Source organism: Luteococcus japonicus, assembly GCF_003752415.1.
In the GTDB taxonomy this organism is placed as follows: Bacteria; Actinomycetota; Actinomycetes; order Propionibacteriales; family Propionibacteriaceae; genus Luteococcus; species Luteococcus japonicus.
In genome coordinates, this window is the sequence record NZ_RKHG01000001.1 from 3,434,780 (window position 1) to 3,452,849 (window position 18,070).

An 18,070-nucleotide genomic window follows, 5' to 3' on the forward strand; every position below is an offset into this window, starting at 1 on the left:
TCGCGGCTACCGAACAAATTGGTGCGCCATGACCACTGACTTTTGTCGGTAGCGATGGATAGGGTGGAAGTTGATGGCCATGGAGCCGTCGAATCGCGATTGACAAGGGATGTCAGTCTTCACGCCGCACGGGAGAGATGATGCTGACACCGATGTCACGCACCGATGTCGTCCACGAGCTCGGCGATGTCCTGCAGTCGCGGCTGCCGGGCATGCCGAACGGTCGCCTGCAGGAGATGGTCGAGCTGTGGCTGTCCCACGTGCGTGACGAGGACCTTGCGGCCATGGATCGCGAGGTCCTCACCGGCCTGATGCAGGGCCAGCTCGACTTGGGCAGGAGGCGCGCTGACGGACAGGACCTCGTGCGAGTGGAGGCCGCCGTCGCGGCGGGCCGTCCAGCCCTCGTCCAGGTGGTCACGCAGGACCGCCCCTTCGTCGTCGACACCATCGCCATGGCCCTGACCGGTGCCGGGTGGAGCATCGCCGAACTCCTGCACCCGCAGTTCCACGTCGCCCGGGACGGTGACGGGAGGCTGGTGCAGGCCGGCCAGACTGCCCTGCAGGAGAACCGGCACGAGTCCTGGGTGGGAATCCTCGCGAACCCTCCGCTGGGCGGGGACGTGGAGCAGCTGTCCCGCCAGTTGGAGCACGAGATCCGCACCAGCCTGCAGGACCTGGCGCTGGCCGTCGAGGACTTCGACGCCATGCGCAGGCTGATGCGTCGTGTGGCCGATGACCTGCCGCGACGCACCACTCCCTACCCGTCCGAGGAGATGGCCGTCACCGCCGAGCTGCTGCGCTACCTCGCCGACGACCGATTCACCTTCCTGGGCTACCGCGAGTACGACTATGCCGACGGCGGGGCCGTGCCGGTACCCGGGTCTGGCCTGGGGATCCTGCGGGGCCACGACGAGCCGGACACCTTCAACGCGATGCCCGCGCACGATCCGGCGCTGTTGTTGGCCATCACCAAGGACCAGCGTCGTTCCCGGGTGCAGCGTCCGGTCCTGATGGACTACCTGGCGGTCCGCCGCTTCGACGAATCGGGCCGGGCCGTGGGGGAGCAGCGCTTCCTGGGCCTTTTCGGCCACCGGGTCTTCACCGAGAGCGTGCACACGATTCCCGTGCTGCGGGACAAGATCGAACAGATCCTCGACGAGGTGCACTACGAGCCAGGTGGGCATGGAGCCCGGGCCATCTGGGCCGTCGCCGACGCTTTTCCGCGGGAGGAACTCTTCCACGCCACAGCCGCCGAGCTGGAGCCCGTGGTGCACGAGATCTCCCAGCTCAAGGAACGCCGACAGGTCCGGCTCTTCCTGCGCCCCAGTCCGTGGCCGGGCCGTCTGACCGCCCTGGTCTACTTCCCGCGCGATCGATACAACACCGACGTGCGCCTGCGGATGGAACGAGTACTGCTGAAGGCGACGGGGGCCCAGTCCATCGAGTACCAGGCGCAGGTCACCCAGTCCGTGCTGGCGCGGCTCTACTTCGCCCTGGTGCTGCCCGACGAGGCGCCGGCGGATCTCGATGCGGCGGCCATCGAGGAAGAACTGACCGCGGCGACCCGGGACTGGGAGGACGAATTCGTGGACCTCGCCCGGGAGCTGTCCAGCGAGGAACGCGGGGTGAGCTTCCCGGATGCCTACAAGGAGGACTCCACGGCGCGCCAGGCCATCGCGGACCTCCGGGCCCTGAACGAGATCTCCGGCAGCGAGGGCATGCGCTTCGCCGTCTATGCGCCCGATGACGAGGCCGATCCTTCCGATCTGCGACTGAAGGTGATGCGCGTCGGGGCCGTGATGCAGCTGCAGGATGTCATGCCGCACCTGACCAGCCTCGCGGTGCGGGTCCTGGATGAACGACCCTATGAACTGGAACTGCGCGGCCAGCAGGCGATGGTCTACGACTTCGGCCTGTCACTCCCCGGCGGCCTGCAGGACTGGGACATGGCGGCCCGAAGGCGGCTCACCGAGGCCTTCGAAGCCTCCTGGCAGGGGCAGACCGGGGTGGATCCCCTCAACGGCCTGGTCAGCGAGGCCGGCATGGGATGGCGCCAGGTGATGGTCCTGCGAGCCATCGGGCGCTACCTCCAGCAGCTCGGCAGCGCCTACTCGCAGGCCTGGATCGCCCAGACCCTGCGGGCCAACCAGACCGCCGCCCGGCACCTGGTGGAGCTCTTCGAGGCACGCTTCGACCCCGACCGGCAGCAGGGCCGCGACGAGGAGGTGGAGCGCCTCAACGAACAGCTGCAGGCCGACCTCGACGAGGTCTCCTCCCTGGACCAGGACCGGATCCTGCGCCAGTACGTCGCCGTGGTCAACGCCATCGTGCGCACCAATTTCTTCGCCGCCGACGCGCCGGCCTTCGCCATCAAGCTGCTGCCCACCGCGCTGGATTTCGCACCCCAACCGCGCCCGGCCTTCGAGATCTTCGTCCACTCGCCCCGGGTCGAGGGTGTCCACCTTCGCTTCGGATCCGTGGCCCGCGGCGGGCTGCGCTGGTCGGACCGGCCGGAGGACTTCCGCACCGAGGTGCTCGGGCTGGTCAAGGCCCAGATGGTGAAGAACACCGTGATCGTTCCCGTCGGCGCCAAGGGCGGCTTCTTCGCCCGACAGCTGCCGAACCCGGCTACCGACCGTGCCGCCTGGCTGGAGGAGGGCCAGGCCAGCTACCGGCTGTTCATCTCCAGCCTGCTGAGCCTCACCGACAACATCGTCGACGGCCAGGTGGTACCGCCGCCGCGGGTGGTGCGCCACGATGCGGACGACCCCTACCTCGTTGTCGCGGCGGACAAGGGCACCGCCACCTTCAGCGACATCGCCAATGGCATCGCCATCGAGCGGGACTTCTGGCTGGGCGATGCCTTCGCCTCCGGCGGCTCGGTGGGCTACGACCACAAGGCTATGGGCATCACCGCGCGCGGTGCCTGGGAATCAGTGAAGCACCACTTCCGCGAACTCGGAGTCGACTGCCAGGGCGAGGACTTCACCTGCGTCGGCATCGGAGACATGGCTGGCGACGTCTTCGGCAACGGCATGATGCTGTCCGAACACACCCGCCTGGTGGCCGCCTTCAACCACCTGCACATCTTCCTCGACCCCAATCCCGACGCCGTCACAAGCCATGCCGAACGCGTCCGGTTGTTCAACCTGCCCCGCTCCACCTGGGCGGACTACGACGCGTCGCTGGTCAGTGAGGGGGGTGGTGTCCACTCCCGGCAGGCCAAGTCGATCGAGATCACCCCGCAGGTCCGCGAGGCCCTGGGACTCGATGCCGAGACCAGCCACTTGACCCCCACGGAACTGATCAGGGCGATCCTGTGTGCGCCGGTCGACCTGCTGTGGAATGGCGGCATCGGTACCTACGTCAAGGCGGGGCAGGAGACGCACCAGGACGTGGGGGACAAGGCCAATGACGCGGTGCGGGTGAACGGTGCCCAGGTCCGTGCCCGGATTGCGGGGGAGGGAGGCAATCTGGGCTGGACGCAGCTCGGCCGCATCGAGTACGCCCGGGCGGGTGGCCGGATCAACACCGACTTCATCGACAACTCGGCCGGGGTCGACACCTCGGACCACGAGGTCAACATCAAGATCCTGCTGGACGGGGAGGTCTCGGCCGGCCGGCTCTCCCAGCAGGACCGAGATGCCCTGCTGCCGCAGATGACCGACGACGTCGCCGCGCTGGTCTTGCGCCACAACGTGGACCAGAACCTGGCCCTGTCCAATGCACGCGCCCATGCCGTCGAGATGGCCGGGGTGCACGAGGACTGGATGAGGCAGCTCGAGGCCTCCGGCTACCTGGACCGTGCCGTCGAGTACATGCCCAGCAGCGCCGCGATGGCGCAGCGGATCACCGAGGGCAACGGGCTGACCAGTCCGGAGCTGGCCACCCTGCTGGCGTGGAGCAAGATCTGGTTGGCAGACCAGATCCTCGACTCCGACCTGCCCGATGACCCCTACGTGGCGGACCGTCTGGTGCACTACTTCCCGCCCTTGCTGCGCGAGCGTTACCGGGACCGGATGCCGCAGCACCGCCTGCACCGGGAGATCATCACCACGGTGGCGGTCAACCGCTTCGTCAATTCCCAGGGCATGACGGCATGCCACCGGTTGTCGACGGAGACCGGAGCTGCGCCCGCACAGGTGATGCGTGCCCAGCTCGCGGCACGCAGCATCTTCGACGCCGGGCGGGTGGAGTCCAACACCCGGCGGGCGGCGCTGGATGCCGCGCTCCAGACGGACCTGCGGGTCCGGTTGCGCACGCTGGTGGAATACGGGGCTCGCTGGCTGCTGCACCGCCACCCCGAGCAGATCGATGTCCAGGCCACCATCGACCGCTACCACGACGGTGTCCAGGAGCTGTTCGGCCAGTTGCCGTCTCTGCTGTCCGCCAGGGCCCGCGAGGTCTACGACATGGCCCTGCAGCAGGCACTGGCACTGGGCGTGGACGAGGACCTGGCCCCGGTGGCCGTCGGGGCGGACTGGGCGCACCTGTTGCTCAGCTGCGTGGAGATCTCCCAGGAACAGGGACGGCCGCTGGACGAGGTGGCCCAGACCTTCTTCGAACTGGCCGAGCGGTTGGGGCTGGACCGCATGTTGGAACGCGTCGAGAACCTGCCCCGGACCAACAGGTGGGACAACATGGCGCGTTCCGCGATCCGCGACGACCTCCTGTCCGTCCAGACGCAGCTGGCCGCCCAGGTGGTCGCCCATGGCGCAGGACAAGGCGATGCGGCCCAGATCGTGGACGCCTGGTGGCAGGCAACACCCGGGGTGGACCAGCGTGCGAGCACCCTGTCCGCGATCCTCGACAGCGATACGGACCTCGCACGGATGTCCGTCGGGCTGCGAACCGTGCGCTCCCTCATGGCGAAGGCCTGAGGGGTCAGGCATGATATGACCATGCGGATCGATCTCCACACCCATTCGGTAGTCTCCGACGGCACCGACACGCCCACCCGCCTGGTCCTCAAGGCGATGGAGGTGGGGTTGGACGTGATTGCACTCACGGACCACGACACCTTCGACGGAATTCCCGAGGCCATCGAGGCCGGCAAGCGCATCGGCGTGAAGGTCATGTGCGGTATCGAGATGTCCACCCAGCTCGACGGACACTCGGTGCACCTGCTCGGCTACGGCTGCGACCCCTTCCATCGTCCGCTGGTGCAGGAACTCGCCAAGATCCGGGTGGCCCGCACGGGGCGCCTGAAGGCCTTCGCGGAGCGGATGACCGAACTGGACATGCCGCTGGGCGTGGACGACATCATCGCCGCCGCCGGCGCATCGCCCTCGATCGGCCGTCCGCACGTCGCGGACGCGCTGGTGGCCAAGGGCTACGTCGGGCACCGCGACGAGGCATTCGACAAGTGGCTGCGTGAGGACAAGCCCGGCTACGTGCCGCGCTATGCCTGCGAGCTGTCCGCTGCCATCGACCTGATCCACGCCGCCAAGGGCATCGCGATCCTTGCCCACCCGTGGGGTCGCGGCAATGAGTCCGTGCTGACCGCCGAGGTGATCGAGCGTCTGACCACCGAGAAGGGTCTGGACGGCATCGAGGTCAACCACCCCGACCACGACGAGCGTGCGCGTGAGCTGCTCTTCGCCCTGGGCGGCCGCCTCGGACTGATCCGCACCGGCAGCTCGGACTACCACGGTCTCGGCAAGCGCAACAACCCGCTGGGCGGCGAGAACACCCGGGACACCGCCTACCGCGAGATGCTGCGTCGCATCCGCCTGCGCGGCGGCATCGTCTGAGCGCGCAGCAGGCCTGTTAGGCTGGCCCCATGATGACCACGACATGCTGGTGGCCGCCCCTCGGCGGCCAACGGAAGCAGTGATCATCCACAAGATCATGTGACACCACCCAAGGGTCGCCGAGATTCGGCGGCCCTTGTGTGCGTCTTGACGACGTGCGGTCCGTCGGGTTCCCGGCGACGCGAATCGAGAGGAAATGATGAGCGAGAACACCACGGCCGAGGTCGTCGAGGAGCAGATCAGCGAAGAGATCAGCGACGCGTCGCTGAAGCACTCCCTGGAGCGCAGCCGCCAGATCGAGGCGGACATTGCCAGCAATCCCGGCAGGTACCGCATCCTCACCGGTGACCGACCGACCGGAAAGCTGCACATCGGCCACTACTTCGGCTCGTTGAGCAACCGCGTGCGCCTGCAGAACCTGGGGGTGGAGACGATGCTCGTCGTCGCCGACTACCAGGTCATCTACGACCGCGACGGCGTGGGAAGCCTGCAGGAGAATGTGCTCAACGGCATGGCCGACTACCTGGCCTGCGGCATCGACCCCGAGCGCTCCACCATCTTCACCCACTCGTCGGTCACGGCCCTGAACCAGCTGCTGCTGCCCTTCCTGAGCCTGGTCACGGTGCCCGAACTGCACCGCAACCCGACGGTCAAGGACGAGATGGCCAACAACCCGAACCGTCCGATGAGTGGCCTGATGCTGACCTTCCCGGTGCACCAGGCCGCGGACATCCTGTTCTGCAAGGCGAACCTTGTCCCCGTCGGCAAGGACCAACTGCCCCACATCGAGATCACCCGCGTCATCGCCCGTCGCTTCGACGAGCGCTACGGGCGAGTTGACGCCAAGACCCCCGTCTTTCCGCAGGCCGACGCCCTGATGAGCCCAGCCCCCGCCATCCTGGGCCTCGACGGCACCAAGATGAGCAAGTCCAAGGGCAACACCATTGAGATCGGGATGACCGCCGACGAGACGGCCAAGCTGATCAAGCGCGCCAAGACGGACTCGGAGCGTCACATCAGCTATGACCCGGTCAACCGTCCCGAGGTCAGCAACCTGGTGCTGCTCGCGGCACTGGCCACCGGCGGGGACCCGGTGCAGATCGCCGACGAGCTGGGCGATTCCGGCGGTGGCGGCCTGAAGAAGCTGGTCACCGAGGCCATCAACGAGCACTTTGCGTCCATCCGTGCCCGTCGCGCCGAACTGGCGGCCAATCCGGACCACCTGCGCGAGGTGCTGCGCGCGGGCAATGACAAGGCGAACGCGATCGCGGAGCAGACCCTCGACGAGGTCCGCTCCGCGATGGAGATGAAGTACTGAGCTGCGCTCACTCCTGCGAGCGGTTCTCCTGCCGCGACTGCGGAGCAAGGTAGCGCCACGGCGTGACGTCAGGCTGCAGCGGCATCGGGACGTGGATGACCGTCGGGATGTCCCGGCCGCTGGCCTGCCGATCCAGGCCCGCAGCGTCGAGACCTTCCAGGTCTTCGGCTTCGCGCGCAGCATGGGCGTCGAGCGCACCATCCGCGCCCGGTACGTGGTCGGTGGCGACGGTGCGCACTCCAAGGTGCGCAAAGCCATCGGCGCGCAGCACACCGGTGGCGCCAGCAAGCATGCCTGGGGGTGATGGCCATACTGGCCAATACCGACTTCCCGGACTGGAACACCACGTGGATCATCCAGTCCAACCAGGGCTCCATCCTGCACATCCGCGCGAGGGCGGCTTCCTGGTGCGGGTCTACGTCGACCTGGGTCAGGTGCCCGAGGACGACAACGGGAACATCCGCAAGACGCCTGTCGAGGAGATCATCCGTCGCGGCAATGCGATCTTCGCGCCGTACTCCTTCGATGTGTTGGAGGTCTGCCGGTGGAGCGTCTACGAGATGGGCATCGCGTCACAGATCGCTTCGACGACATCCCCGTCGAGGAGGCCGGGCAGCGGATGCCGCACGTCTTCATCGCCGGCGACGCCTGCCACACCACTCCGCCAAAGCCGGCCAGGGGATGAACGTCTCCATGCAGGACGGCTTCAACCTGGCCTCGAAGCTGGCCCAGGTGCTACGCGGCCTGTCCGACGAGAGCCTGCTGACCACCTACACCTCCGAGCGGCAGGAGATCGCCCAGGACCTGATCGACTTCGACCGGGAGTGGTTTACAAGCCGTCGCGGATCATCGGCACCGACGAGCACCAGGATCTCGCCGCGGGGTGGACGATTGGCAAGCGGCTCAAGTCCTCACCCGTGATGCGGTTGAGCGACGCCAACGAGGTGGAGCTGCCGGACCAGCTCTCAGAGGGGGTTGGGAAGTGCCACGTAGATGGTCTCCAGGAATTCCTCCAGTCCCTCGTGCGAACCCTCGCGGCCCAGGCCTGCCTGCTTGACCCCACCGAAAGGCGCCGCGGCATTGCTCATCACGCCCACATTGGCGCCGATCATGCCCACCTCCAGAAGCTCGGCCATCCGCAGGATGCGGGAGGTGTCGCGGGTGAAGACGTAGCCCGCCAGACCGACCGCCGCCCGGTTGGCCAGCTCCAGGGCCTCCTCCTCTGTGGTGAAGGTGGTGATGGGGGCAACGGGGCCGAAGATCTCCTGCCCCAGGATGTCGGCGTCGTGACTGACGCCGGTGAGCACGGTGGGGGAGAGGAAATTGCCCGGGCCCTCGACGGCCTTGCCGCCGGTCAGCACAGTGGCGCCCTGCTCCACCGCCTTGCCCACCAGGTCGAGGATCTCGTCGCGGGCCTTGCCAGTGATGACAGGGCCAATGTCGGTGCTCTCGGACATGCCGTCGCCCACGCTCAGTGTCGCGAAGCGATCCGCCAGACGACGGGAGAAGTCCTCGGCCACCGACTCGTGCACGATGAAGCGGTTGGCCGCGGTGCAGGCCTCCCCCATGTTGCGCAGCTTGGCGGCCGTCGCGCCCTCGACGGCGGCGTCCAGGTCTGCATCCTCGAAGACCAGGAAGGGGGCATTGCCGCCCAGTTCCATCGAGGTACGCAGCACGCCGTCGGCCGCTTGCTCCAGGAGCTGCTTGCCCACGCCGGTGGACCCAGTGAAGGACAGCTTGCGCAGCCGCTCGTCGGCCAGGATCGCGTCGGTGACGTCGTGCTTCTCACTGGTGATGACGTTGACCACGCCCGCGGGCAGTCCGGCGTCGGCGAGCACCTTGGCGAACAACAGTGAGGTGAGTGGGGTCAGGGAGGCGGGGCGCAGCACCACGGTGCAGCCGGCGGCCAGTGCCGGGCCCACCTTGCGGGTGGCCATGGCCAGCGGGAAGTTCCACGGGGTGATCAGCAGGCAGGGGCCGACGGGGCGCTTGGCCACCAGGTGGCGGGCCGTGCCCTCGGGGGAGATGCCGTAGCGGCCGTGGATCCGCACCGCCTCCTCGCTGAACCAGCGCAGGAATTCGGCGCCATAGGTCACCTCGCCGCGGGCCTCTGCCAGCGGCTTGCCCATCTCCAGGGTCATCAACCGGGCGAAGTCATCGGTGCGCTCGATCACCAGGTCGAAGGCGCGGCGCAGGATCTCGGAACGCTCGCGCGCGGGCGTGGCGGCCCAGGTCCGGGAAGCGTCGCAGGCGGCGTCCATCGCGGCCTTGCCATCCTCGACGTTGGCATCGGCAATCTCGCAGAGCACCTCACCCGTTGCAGGGTTCTCGACGGCCAGGGTGCCCCGACTCCCGGGGCGCCACGAGCCGTTGATGAACAGTCCGGTCTCAAGGTCTTCGGGAAGGCTCGGGTGGGTGGTGGTCGACATCGTTGGGACACCTCCGGGGGATTTGGATCTACGCGTTCGCTTTCACGATAGACCGTTGCATTAGTATACGAAATCGTATGCGATCCATGGCACGAGGCAAGGCCCCATTGCTCGCACGTCCGCAGGGTCGCGGACACGTCATAGGGAGACACCCTGTTGAACGGCGTCGAGAGTCAGACCGGGCATCCGGTCGGCAAGATCATCGCCGTCCACCTCAACTACCGTTTGCGCTGCGACGAGCGAGGCCGGACACCCAGCGAGGCGTGCTACTTCATGAAGCCCACCAGCTCCCTTGCCGCCAGCGCCGAGGTGGAGCGCCCCGAGGGCTTCGAGCTGCTCGACTACTTCATCTACGCCAATGCCGCGGCGCTGATCTTCGGCCCGCATTTCTTCAAGGCCGTGCCAGAGAGCATGCAGCTCATCCTGAGTTTTGCCACCGTGGGCATCTCCTTCCTCTTCCGCCCGTTCGGTGCGGCGGTTGCGGGGCACTACGGGGACCGTCTCGGCCGCAAGGCGATGCTCGTGCTCACCCTGATGCTGATGGGCGGCGCCACAACACTGATCGGCCTGCTGCCCACCGCCAATGCGATCGGCATCTGGGCCCCGATCCTGCTGATCGTGCTGCGCATCGTGCAGGGCTTCAGCGCCGCCGGCGAGTGGGGCGGTGCTGCCCTGATGGCCGTCGAGCACACACCGTCCGAAAAGCGCGGCCGGTTCGGCGCCTTCCCCCAGATCGGTGGTCCCGTCGGCATGCTGATGTCCACCGGCTTCCTGGCGATGCTCTCGGTGCTGCTCACCGAGCAGCAGTTCCAGGCCTGGGGCTGGCGCGTGCCCTTCCTCTTCTCGGTCGTGCTGATCGGCATCGGCATGTGGATCCGAATGGGCGCCACCGAGTCTCCCGTCTTCCAGGAGCTCACCGAGCACCCCCGAAGAGGTGAATATGCCGCTCGGCCAGGTCTTCAAGCACAGCTCCAAGGAGGTGCTGCAGAGCGCCGGTGACTTCATCGGCAACAATGCCGCGGGCTACATGCTGGTGGGTGGCTTCATCATCGCCTACACCACACAGGTGCTGGGCATGCCCAAGCAGGAGGTCCTCAACGTCGTGACCCTGTCGGCCGTCAGCTGGGGTTTCTTCACCTGGATGGGTGGCGTGCTGTCCGACAAGTCACCAAGTACCACAGCACCCGTCCCGTGGCCTACTACCTGATCGGCGTGACACTGCTCGCCCTGCTGGCCATCTTCACCACCAAGGACCGAACCGGCCTGCGCCTGGACAAGGACGCGCCGGACATGCCGCAGCTCTGAGCGTGCGGCGCCGTTATCCTCGTCCACAGCAGATGGTCAAACCTGGAGGTGCCCCGTGGGGGAGTCGAAGTCCGAGCTGGTCTACCGTGACCTGCGCGAACGGATCATGCACGCCGACTTCTCCGCGGGGCATCGCCTCGTGCTGGCCCGGCTGGCCGAGCACTACCAGGTCAGCCCCGTGCCCGTGCGTGAGGCGCTGCGACGTCTGGAGGCCGAAGGCCTGGTCCGCTACACCCTGAACATCGGCGCCGAGGTCGTCGGCGTCAATGCGGCCGACTACACCGAGACCATGCAGGTGCTGGCCCAGCTGGAGGGCCTGGCCACCGCGCTGGCCGCACAGGTGATGGACGAGCAGACCCTGGAGCGCGCCCGGGAGATCAACGAACGGATGCGCGAGCTTCGTTCCAGCGGCTTCGATCCCGTGCAGTTCACCTCACTGAACCACGAATTCCACGTCGTGCTGTGCAGCGTCTGCCCCAACCACCACCTGCTGGACCTGTTGGGACGTGAATGGGAGCGGATGGCGCAGATCCGCAGCTCCACCTTCAGCCATGTCCCGGATCGCTCCCGGACATCGGTGGAGGAGCACGACCAGCTGCTCGAACTGATCGGTGGTCAGGCGCCGCAAGCCATGATCGAGGAGCTGGCACGACGCCACAAGCTGGGCACCCTGCGGCAGTTCCTGGACTCGGAGGGCTCCAGGTCCTGATCTCCGGTGGCATGGGCCCGCCAGCGTGGGCCGAGCCAAGGGTGCGCCCGCTGGTGGCCAACATCGACAACGACAACGCCCTGGTCCAGAAGGAGCAGTTCGGGCCCGCGCTGCCGATCGTGCCCTACACCGATCTGGAGCAGGCCATCGAGTGGGCCAATGACTCCGAGGTGGGCCTGGGATCGTCGGTGTGGAGCAGCGACCCGGAGCGTGCCCTGCAGGTCGCCGACCGCCTGGTGGCCGGCACCACGTGGATCAACAAGCACGGTGCCATCGATCCGCGGGTTCCCTTCGGCGGCGTGAAGCAGTCCGGCTTCGGGCTGGAGTTCGGCGTCGAGGGCCTCAAGGAGATGGGTCTGCCCAAGGTGGTCAGCCACTGACCTTCACACGCTCCCCGACCCTCACACGCTCCCCGGGCCTGTCGAGGGACTCACCCGTCGCCCCGGCCACGTCGTCGCAGGGCTGCTGCGGGTGATTCCGTGTGGGCGGCCTTGAAGGTGAGGGAGAAGTGGGCGGCGTCGGTGAATCCCGAGCGGGCGCCGATCACGGCCACCGGTGTGTACCGCTGCGCGGGGTCGACGAGGTCCTGGTGGCAGCGCTCCAGGCGGCGGGAGCGCACATAGGCGGAGACGGTCATGCCCTGTTCGAGGAAGACATTGTGCAGGCGCCGGGTGGAGATGAAGTTCGCGGTGGCGATCGAGCTGGGGGACAGGCCGGGACTGCCCAGATGCTCGTCGATGTGGTCGCGAATCTGCTGAAGCAGGGCCCAGTGGGGTGAGGCGGCCGTCCTGGTCACGTCGAGCTCATTGGTCAGCAGGGTCTGCAGCAGGTCGACGGTATTGTGCACCAGCCGGGTGCCCGCGGGGCCGGACAGGTCGTCGAGGCCCGCGACGAGCTGGCTGAGGAAGGGCGAGACGATCCGCCCCAGCCCGGCATCGCCTCCCAACCGCACGACGGTCATCTGCTCCAGCAGTCCGTAGGGGATGCCGAAACGGGAGTGCGGCGCACGGTCTGCGCCGTGGCGCGCACCGTGGAGAAGGAACCCCGGCCACGGTGCGTGAGGCGAGCTTGCCGCGGAAGTCGTCCGGGCTGGGGCTGGTGACCTCAAGCGGCACGAAGGAGGCGTCGACGGCAGCGCGGAAGGCGGTCAGGTGCAGCGCCTGTCCGTCCACCATCGCGCCTCCTTCGTGGCTCAGGCCTCGGGCGTGCTCTCCGGCGCGGTCGATCCCTTGCCGCGGTTGCGGCGGCGGCGGCGCGGCTTGTGCTCGCCCTGTTCCTCTGACTTCGGGGCCTCGGCGGGGGCAGAAGCGGTCTGCTCGCTGCCCTCGGCCACCGGCTCACCATTCTTCAGGCGGCGACGGCTGCGCTGCGGACGGTCCTTGCGGGGCTCGCGGGAATGCTCGACGCCTTCGTCCTCGCTGGACTTCTCCCTGCCTCGGCCACGGCCTGCGTCCCGTCCACCGCGGCCACCGCCACGACGGTCGTCGTCGCGCTTGGGGCGGTCCTTGGGCTGGGCACCTGCGAGCTTGCCCTTGGTGCCCTCCGGGATGTCCAGATCCGTGTACAGGTGTGCGGAGGTGGAGTAGGTCTCCACCGGGTCGTCGAAGCTCAGCTCCAGGGCCTTGTTGATCGTCTTCCAGCGCACGATGTCCGCCCAGTCGACCAGGGTGATGGCAATGCCCTTGTGCCCGGCGCGGCCGGTGCGGCCGATCCGGTGCACATAGGTCTTGGCATCCTCCGGGCACTCGTGGTTGATCACGTGGCTGACACCCGTCACGTCGATGCCGCGGGCGGCGACGTCGGTGGCCACCAGCACCTTGACCTCACCGGCGCGGAAGCGCTTGAGGGCCTTCTCCCGCATGGCCTGGTTCAGGTCGCCGTGGATGCTGGCCGCGTTGAAGCCGCGATCCTCGAGCTCGTCGGACAGCCGCTGCGCGGCACGCTTGGTCTTGCAGAAGACCATCACCTTGTCCACGTCACTGGCCTGCAGGACGCGGGCGATGATCTCCGGCTTGTCCAGGTTGTGGGCCTGGTAGACGAACTGGGTGGTGTCCGGCACGGTCGCCTGGGCATCGTGGCCCTCTGCGCGGACATTGATCGGCTGGTGCATGTGGGCACGGGCCAGCCCGATGATGGCGCTCGGCATGGTGGCGGAGAACATCAGCATCTGACGGTCGGTCGGGGCCATGGCGATCAGGCGCTCGACGTCGGGCAGGAAGCCCAGGTCCAGCATCTCGTCGGCCTCGTCCAGCACCAGCATGCGCAGCCAGGACAGGTCCAGGGTGCCGCGCTCGGCGAGGTCCTTCAGACGGCCCGGAGTGCCGACGACCACGTCGACACCCTCGGTGAGGGCATCCACCTGGGCGTCGTAGCCGACGCCGCCGTAGACGGTCAGGACGCGGGCCTTTCGGATGGTGGAGGCCACCTGCAGGTCCTTGGAGACCTGCAGCGCCAGCTCACGGGTGGGGCACATCACCAGGGCCTGCGGCTTGCCCGGGGCATCTCCAGGTCCTCGTAGCCCTCGTCGCCCTCCAGGATGGTGCGCTGCAGGATGGAGATGCCGAAGGCCAGCGTCTTGCCGGTTCCGGTGCGGGCCTGGCCCATCAGGTCGGTGCCCATCACCGCGATCGGGATGGCCAGCGTCTGGATGGGGAAAGGATGGGTGATTCCCTGGGTCTCCAGCGCCTGCTGGATCTCCGGGACGACGCCCAGATCATCCCAGCTGGTCTGCACATCCGGTTCGGGGGTGGTTACGTTGTCGCCCACCAGGCCATCGACGCGCTCGGCGTCCACGTTCATGTTCTCTGTCACGGTCCAAGACTCTCTCGTCGCCGATCGTCAGACCGGCCAGAACTTCTGCAGGTGGCCACATCCGGCGGTGCCCAGAGGGGTCCGGGCACCAGGCGCGGGGCTCGACCTGCGGTCGCACGGGAACGTGCGACCCCTCAAGGCTACCCTCTTGGCGGTCCCGGCGTCCGGATCCGGCCTTGCCACGGCCCGTCATCGGGGGCAACACACCCGCTTCCACGCCGGGAAGAGGTGCCGCGGCGCACTACGCTTGCTGCCGTGAGCAAGAACACCTCCGGCGCTGGACGCCCCGTGGAACCCACCTCCCAGATCGAGCTGCTGGGGCTGGTGGCGTATGGCTCGCTCGCGGCCTTCGAGCGCACCGCGCAGGCCTCTGCGGCCGCCACCAGCATCGACGACAAGCTGGTGCTGGCGCGCATCGCGGCGCAGCGCTTCACCCACCTGGGGCGGTTGGAGACCGAGCTGGCCCGTCGGGGCAGCACTCTCAAGGCAGCGATGGAAGCCTTCGTCGCACCGATCGACTCCTTCAACCAGCACACCGAGCCACGCACCTGGGGTGAGGTCCTGGTGAAGCTGTGCATCATCGGAGGGCTCGTGCAGGACTTCGCCGACGAGATCTCTGGGCACCTGGACGCGGGCCTGCGTGAGATCCTCACCGGCTCCATCGACGACGGGGAACTGGCCTCCGAGCCGGGCCAGATGCTGGCCAGGGCACTCCAGGAGGATCCAGAGCAGCAGGGTCGGCTGGCGCTCTTCGGCCGCCGGATGCTGGGGGAGGCGCTCAGCCAGGCGCAGCGCGTCGCGGCAGCCCGCGCGGACCTCACGGGCTTGCTCACCGGACTGGGACAGGACGGGGGCGACGACCTGGCCGCAATCAGTCACCTGATGTCACGGTTGGCCGCCGCCCACGCCACTCGGATGGAGTCGCTGGGGCTCGCCTGATTCAGGCCGCGCCGAAGCCCACGGGCCGGCTGTGCTCCTGACCCAGGTCCACGTAGCCAATCTGCTGTGAGGGCACGAGGACACGGCGACCCTTGGCATCGGTCAGTCGCAGGACACCACCCTCGGCCAGAGCGGAGCGCAGGGACTGTTCGACCTCGTCGGCCGAGGCCTCAGTGTCGATGTTGATCTCGCGCGGGACGTTGTTGACACCAATCTTGATTTCCACGGCCCCAACCTACCCGACGCGCAAGAGGGCGACGGTGATGTTGTCCCGGCCGCCCTGCTCATTGGCCCAGGCCACCAGCATGGCGGCGCTCTCGGCCGCGTCGTGCTCGCACTCGTCGACGATGCGGTGCACGAGGCTGGTCATGTCCTCCGGGGCGGAGCGGTAGTTCCACAGCCCGTCGCTGCAGACCAGCAGCCACCCCGGGCCGGGCACGTCCAGCGCCGCGACCCTGGGGTCACGTCCTGGCTGTCGGGGCCCAGCCAGCGGGTGATGGCGTGGGCCTGGAAGCTGCGCTCGGCGTCCTCCCGGCTCATCCCCAGATCGATCCTGGCCTGCGCCAGGGAGTCGTCGACACTGAGGATGTGGCAGGAGGCGTCGTCGCCGATCCAGTAGGCGCGGCAGTCGCCGACATTGCCGACGCTCACCCGGCCCTCGTTCAGGACTGCGCAAATCAGGGTGCAGGAGCCGGGTGTCGGGCCGGGGCCGGTGCTGGCGAGCACTGCGTCATTGGCGGCGATGAAGGCATCTGTCAGTGTGGCCTGCACCTGCTCGGCGGAGGCATCGGGCATCGTGCGCAGCATGGCGATCAGGGTGGAGCTGGCCACTTCCGCGGCGATGGCCGCCGACTCCTCGGAGCCCAGCGAGGTGGACACGCCATCGCTGATCACCAGAACGGCCAACCGGCCCTGGGTGGTCTCTCGGCCGCCCAGCGCCAGGGCATCCTGATTGGTCTCGTGCCGGCGGCCGACGTCGCTGCAGCCGGCCAGCCAGGGCAGCGGCGCCAAGGTGTAGTGGTCACGCGCCGTCTCGCCGACGGCCACATGGGACAGCCCGGACGCCGTCTCGGACCCCCGATCCTGGTCAGTCATGGAAGGAAGTCCACCATGAGCGGGGGTGATTGTGCCAGTCGGGGGCCCGGGCCTGTCAACCGAGCGTGGGAAGGGGAGCGGCGCATGCCGGATCCAGCAACTCGTGCCAGAGGTCACCGTGCTCTTCGACGCGCTGCAGGACCTGACCCGCGGTGAAGCTGAGCGTGTCGCGCTCGCCGACCGCGGCGACCTCGTCCCAGGACAGTGGCGTGGAGACCGATTCGAAGGGCCTCGCCCGCAACGAGTAGGGCGCGATGGTGTTGCGTGCTGCCTGGTTCTGAAGGTAGTCCGACGAAGATGCGCTCGGCGCGTCGTTCCTTGGCCATCACGGCCACGAAGATCTCCGGGTACTGGGAGGCCAGGCGCTGGGCGAAGGCGCGCGCCTGCTCGACGACCAGCTGCCAGCCGTGGGCTCGATGGGGGCGAAGACCTGCAGCCCCTTGTTGCCGGAGGTCTTCACGAATGGATCAGGCCGAGCCCGGCGAGTTCGGTGGCCACCAGCATGGCGGCCCGGCACGAGCCGGCCATCGTGATCCCCGGGCCCGGATCCAGGTCCACCACCAGGCGGTCGCTACGGACCAGGTCAGGAGCTTCCAGGCTGATCGGAGCGTCGGCACTGGCACAGGCACCGGTCAGGGTGTCGATCCGCCACTGGGGGGTGTGCAGTTCCAGGGCCGCCAGGTTGGCCAGCCAGACCAGGGTGGCCGGGGAGTCGGCCAGCGGGTAGTCGATGGGGACCGACGAGGCATCGACCCGCTGGCGCACCACCCACTCCGGCGTGGCCCCGGGCAGGTTCTTCTCGTAGAAGGAGTCGCCGTCGGCCCCCTCGGGAAAGCGCCTGCGGGTGATGCAGCGGCCCTCGAGATGGGCAAGCATGACAGGAGCAATCCGCACGTAGTAGTCGATCACCTCGGCCTTGGTGAAGCCCGTGGCGAACAGCGGCTTGTCCAGGTTCGTCAGGCCCAGTGGACGCCCCTCCACTTGGGTGGTGACGCTGTTGGCCTCGGGCATGGACATGGGGCGCCCATGATGCCAGCAGAAGAGTCGGTGACGCCAAAGTGGCCCCGGGAGTCACCTCCCGGGGCACTGTGGCAGGGTCATCCTTGACCCTCTGGCATGTGTTGTCAATCGCCTGGCATGTGTGTCAATCGCGCGGACGTGATCCGCTTGCTGGCCCTCGGCCCTGGACGACGTCGAACTCGACTGCCTGGCCCTCATCGAGCGAACGGAAGCCCGAGCTCTCGATGGCGCTGTAGTGGACGAAGAACGTCCTCGTTGCCGCCATCGACGGCCGATGAAGCCAAAACCCTTTTCGGCATTGAACCACTTGACGGTTCCGTTGCCATGACCAACTTCCTAATTGCATTTTGCTTGCGAGCAACCGCACCTCACGGCCTCGTGAAGACCACCCTGTCACAGACGCGGCTCATGCAAAACCCTCCCAAAGTGTGTTGGATGGATTGGCTTCGTGGTGCTCCGCAGGTTTTGTCAGTGCCATCTGGTTGCATGGTCGACGTGGCAGAGCGACGCTTCACCCTCACCCCGGCACTGCGCCCGAAGGAGCGCCCCGTCGAGCTCGACGAGGCCCAGCTTCGCGTGGTCACGCACCGCGGCACGCCCGGCCAGGGAACGCGTTGCTGGTGGCCGGCGGACCCGGCACCGGCAAGACGACGACCCTGGTTGAGTCGGTCGCGGCTCGCGCCAGCGACCA

General features: G+C 67.8%; 16 protein-coding genes and 5 pseudogenes. 12 read left to right on the forward strand and 9 right to left on the reverse strand.

The window, feature by feature from the left end; genetic code table 11:
* Positions 1 to 152 precede the first annotated feature (152 nt).
* The 6 genes and pseudogenes from EDD41_RS16385 to EDD41_RS18015 form a co-directional block, all read left to right on the forward strand.
* Positions 153 to 4,880 (forward strand): NAD-glutamate dehydrogenase, encoded by a 4,728-nt coding sequence (locus tag EDD41_RS16385; RefSeq protein ID WP_170165414.1) that lies wholly within the window; start codon positions 153 to 155, stop codon positions 4,878 to 4,880.
* A 21-nt stretch (positions 4,881 to 4,901) separates the two neighbouring features.
* Positions 4,902 to 5,753 carry a PHP domain-containing protein gene (locus EDD41_RS16390; protein WP_123577214.1) on the forward strand — a complete coding sequence of 284 codons (852 nt, stop codon included), beginning with the start codon at positions 4,902 to 4,904 and terminating at the stop codon, positions 5,751 to 5,753.
* Positions 5,754 to 5,952: 199 nt separating this feature from the next.
* Positions 5,953 to 7,071, forward strand: coding sequence for a tryptophan--tRNA ligase (gene trpS / locus EDD41_RS16395; protein ID WP_094765017.1), 1,119 nt, complete (start codon positions 5,953 to 5,955; stop codon positions 7,069 to 7,071).
* Between the two features lie 91 nt (positions 7,072 to 7,162).
* Complete coding sequence (locus EDD41_RS18005) at positions 7,163 to 7,375, forward strand: FAD-dependent monooxygenase (protein WP_342769244.1); 213 nt, start codon at positions 7,163 to 7,165, stop codon at positions 7,373 to 7,375.
* Positions 7,375 to 7,827 (forward strand): annotated as a pseudogene (locus tag EDD41_RS18010) (FAD-dependent monooxygenase); the annotation flags it as partial. The gene EDD41_RS18005 and the pseudogene EDD41_RS18010, both read left to right, overlap by 1 nt.
* Before the next feature lie 68 nt (positions 7,828 to 7,895).
* Positions 7,896 to 7,976, forward strand: a pseudogene (locus tag EDD41_RS18015) (hypothetical protein); the annotation flags it as partial.
* Positions 7,977 to 8,036: 60 nt separating this feature from the next.
* Here the strand turns inward: EDD41_RS18015 and EDD41_RS17250 are convergent.
* Positions 8,037 to 9,500 (reverse strand): NAD-dependent succinate-semialdehyde dehydrogenase, encoded by a 1,464-nt coding sequence (locus tag EDD41_RS17250; protein WP_211336530.1) that lies wholly within the window; start codon positions 9,498 to 9,500, stop codon positions 8,037 to 8,039.
* Positions 9,501 to 9,656: 156 nt separating this feature from the next.
* Between EDD41_RS17250 and EDD41_RS16405 the strand changes: the two genes are divergently transcribed.
* From EDD41_RS16405 to EDD41_RS16415, 4 genes are all read left to right on the forward strand, one after another.
* Complete coding sequence (locus EDD41_RS16405) at positions 9,657 to 10,499, forward strand: MFS transporter (RefSeq protein WP_211336531.1); 843 nt, start codon at positions 9,657 to 9,659, stop codon at positions 10,497 to 10,499.
* Positions 10,480 to 10,707 (forward strand): hypothetical protein, encoded by a 228-nt coding sequence (locus EDD41_RS17255; protein WP_211336532.1) that lies wholly within the window; start codon positions 10,480 to 10,482, stop codon positions 10,705 to 10,707. Before EDD41_RS16405 ends, EDD41_RS17255 begins: the two co-directional genes overlap by 20 nt.
* A 153-nt stretch (positions 10,708 to 10,860) precedes the next feature.
* Positions 10,861 to 11,514, forward strand: a complete 654-nt coding sequence (locus EDD41_RS16410; RefSeq protein ID WP_123574573.1) for a GntR family transcriptional regulator — start codon at positions 10,861 to 10,863, stop codon at positions 11,512 to 11,514.
* Between the two features lie 53 nt (positions 11,515 to 11,567).
* Positions 11,568 to 11,894, forward strand: coding sequence for an aldehyde dehydrogenase family protein (locus EDD41_RS16415; protein ID WP_245995468.1), 327 nt, complete (start codon positions 11,568 to 11,570; stop codon positions 11,892 to 11,894).
* A 50-nt stretch (positions 11,895 to 11,944) separates the two neighbouring features.
* Here EDD41_RS16415 and EDD41_RS16420 read toward each other — a convergent pair whose 3' ends face one another.
* Positions 11,945 to 12,475, reverse strand: a complete 531-nt coding sequence (locus EDD41_RS16420) for a helix-turn-helix domain-containing protein (protein ID WP_123574575.1) — start codon at positions 12,473 to 12,475, stop codon at positions 11,945 to 11,947.
* Between the two features lie 143 nt (positions 12,476 to 12,618).
* Positions 12,619 to 14,313: pseudogene (locus tag EDD41_RS16425) on the reverse strand (DEAD/DEAH box helicase).
* A 267-nt stretch (positions 14,314 to 14,580) separates the two neighbouring features.
* Here EDD41_RS16425 and EDD41_RS17000 point away from each other — a divergent pair.
* A complete protein-coding gene (locus tag EDD41_RS17000) occupies positions 14,581 to 15,264 on the forward strand; it encodes a ferritin-like fold-containing protein (protein WP_170165163.1) in 684 nt (227 codons plus the stop codon).
* A gap of 1 nt (position 15,265) precedes the next feature.
* Here EDD41_RS17000 and EDD41_RS16435 read toward each other — a convergent pair whose 3' ends face one another.
* From EDD41_RS16435 to EDD41_RS16450, 6 genes and pseudogenes are all read right to left on the reverse strand, one after another.
* The gene (locus EDD41_RS16435; protein WP_094764965.1) at positions 15,266 to 15,490 is read right to left on the reverse strand and encodes a DUF3107 domain-containing protein; all 225 of its coding nucleotides are present in this window, start codon (positions 15,488 to 15,490) and stop codon (positions 15,266 to 15,268) included.
* Between the two features lie 9 nt (positions 15,491 to 15,499).
* Complete coding sequence (locus EDD41_RS17915; RefSeq protein WP_281273175.1) at positions 15,500 to 15,634, reverse strand: hypothetical protein; 135 nt, start codon at positions 15,632 to 15,634, stop codon at positions 15,500 to 15,502.
* Positions 15,631 to 16,359: a PP2C family protein-serine/threonine phosphatase gene (locus tag EDD41_RS16440; RefSeq protein WP_123576716.1), complete on the reverse strand. Its 729-nt coding sequence runs from the start codon at positions 16,357 to 16,359 to the stop codon at positions 15,631 to 15,633. The genes EDD41_RS17915 and EDD41_RS16440 overlap by 4 nt, the downstream gene beginning before the upstream one ends.
* A gap of 55 nt (positions 16,360 to 16,414) precedes the next feature.
* Positions 16,415 to 16,636 (reverse strand): annotated as a pseudogene (gene ligD / locus EDD41_RS17260) (non-homologous end-joining DNA ligase LigD); the annotation flags it as partial.
* A gap of 179 nt (positions 16,637 to 16,815) precedes the next feature.
* Entirely contained in the window at positions 16,816 to 17,376 is a 561-nt protein-coding gene (ligD, locus tag EDD41_RS17265) for a non-homologous end-joining DNA ligase LigD (protein WP_211336686.1), read from the reverse strand.
* Positions 17,377 to 17,505: 129 nt separating this feature from the next.
* A pseudogene (locus EDD41_RS16450) lies at positions 17,506 to 17,655 on the reverse strand (cold-shock protein); the annotation flags it as partial.
* Between the two features lie 219 nt (positions 17,656 to 17,874).
* On the opposite strand from EDD41_RS16450, the gene EDD41_RS17270 reads away from it, so the two are divergent.
* A partial coding sequence (locus EDD41_RS17270) for a hypothetical protein (protein ID WP_211336687.1) occupies positions 17,875 to 18,070 on the forward strand: 196 nt, incomplete at its 3' end.

What these genes read in the sequence shown, in the direction of transcription:
- ligD (WP_211336686.1), bottom strand. Translation starts at nt 17,376, where the DNA reads ATGTCCATGCCCGAGGCCAACAGCGTCACCACCCAAGTGGAGGGGCGT.
- EDD41_RS16440 (WP_123576716.1), bottom strand. Translation starts at nt 16,359, where the DNA reads ATGACTGACCAGGATCGGGGGTCCGAGACGGCGTCCGGGCTGTCCCAT.
- EDD41_RS16385 (WP_170165414.1), top strand. Translation starts at nt 153, where the DNA reads ATGTCACGCACCGATGTCGTCCACGAGCTCGGCGATGTCCTGCAGTCG.
- EDD41_RS16420 (WP_123574575.1), bottom strand. Translation starts at nt 12,475, where the DNA reads ATGACCGTCGTGCGGTTGGGAGGCGATGCCGGGCTGGGGCGGATCGTC.
- EDD41_RS17250 (WP_211336530.1), bottom strand. Translation starts at nt 9,500, where the DNA reads ATGTCGACCACCACCCACCCGAGCCTTCCCGAAGACCTTGAGACCGGA.
- EDD41_RS17915 (WP_281273175.1), bottom strand. Translation starts at nt 15,634, where the DNA reads ATGACCAGCCTCGTGCACCGCATCGTCGACGAGTGCGAGCACGACGCG.
- trpS (WP_094765017.1), top strand. Translation starts at nt 5,953, where the DNA reads ATGAGCGAGAACACCACGGCCGAGGTCGTCGAGGAGCAGATCAGCGAA.
- EDD41_RS16390 (WP_123577214.1), top strand. Translation starts at nt 4,902, where the DNA reads ATGCGGATCGATCTCCACACCCATTCGGTAGTCTCCGACGGCACCGAC.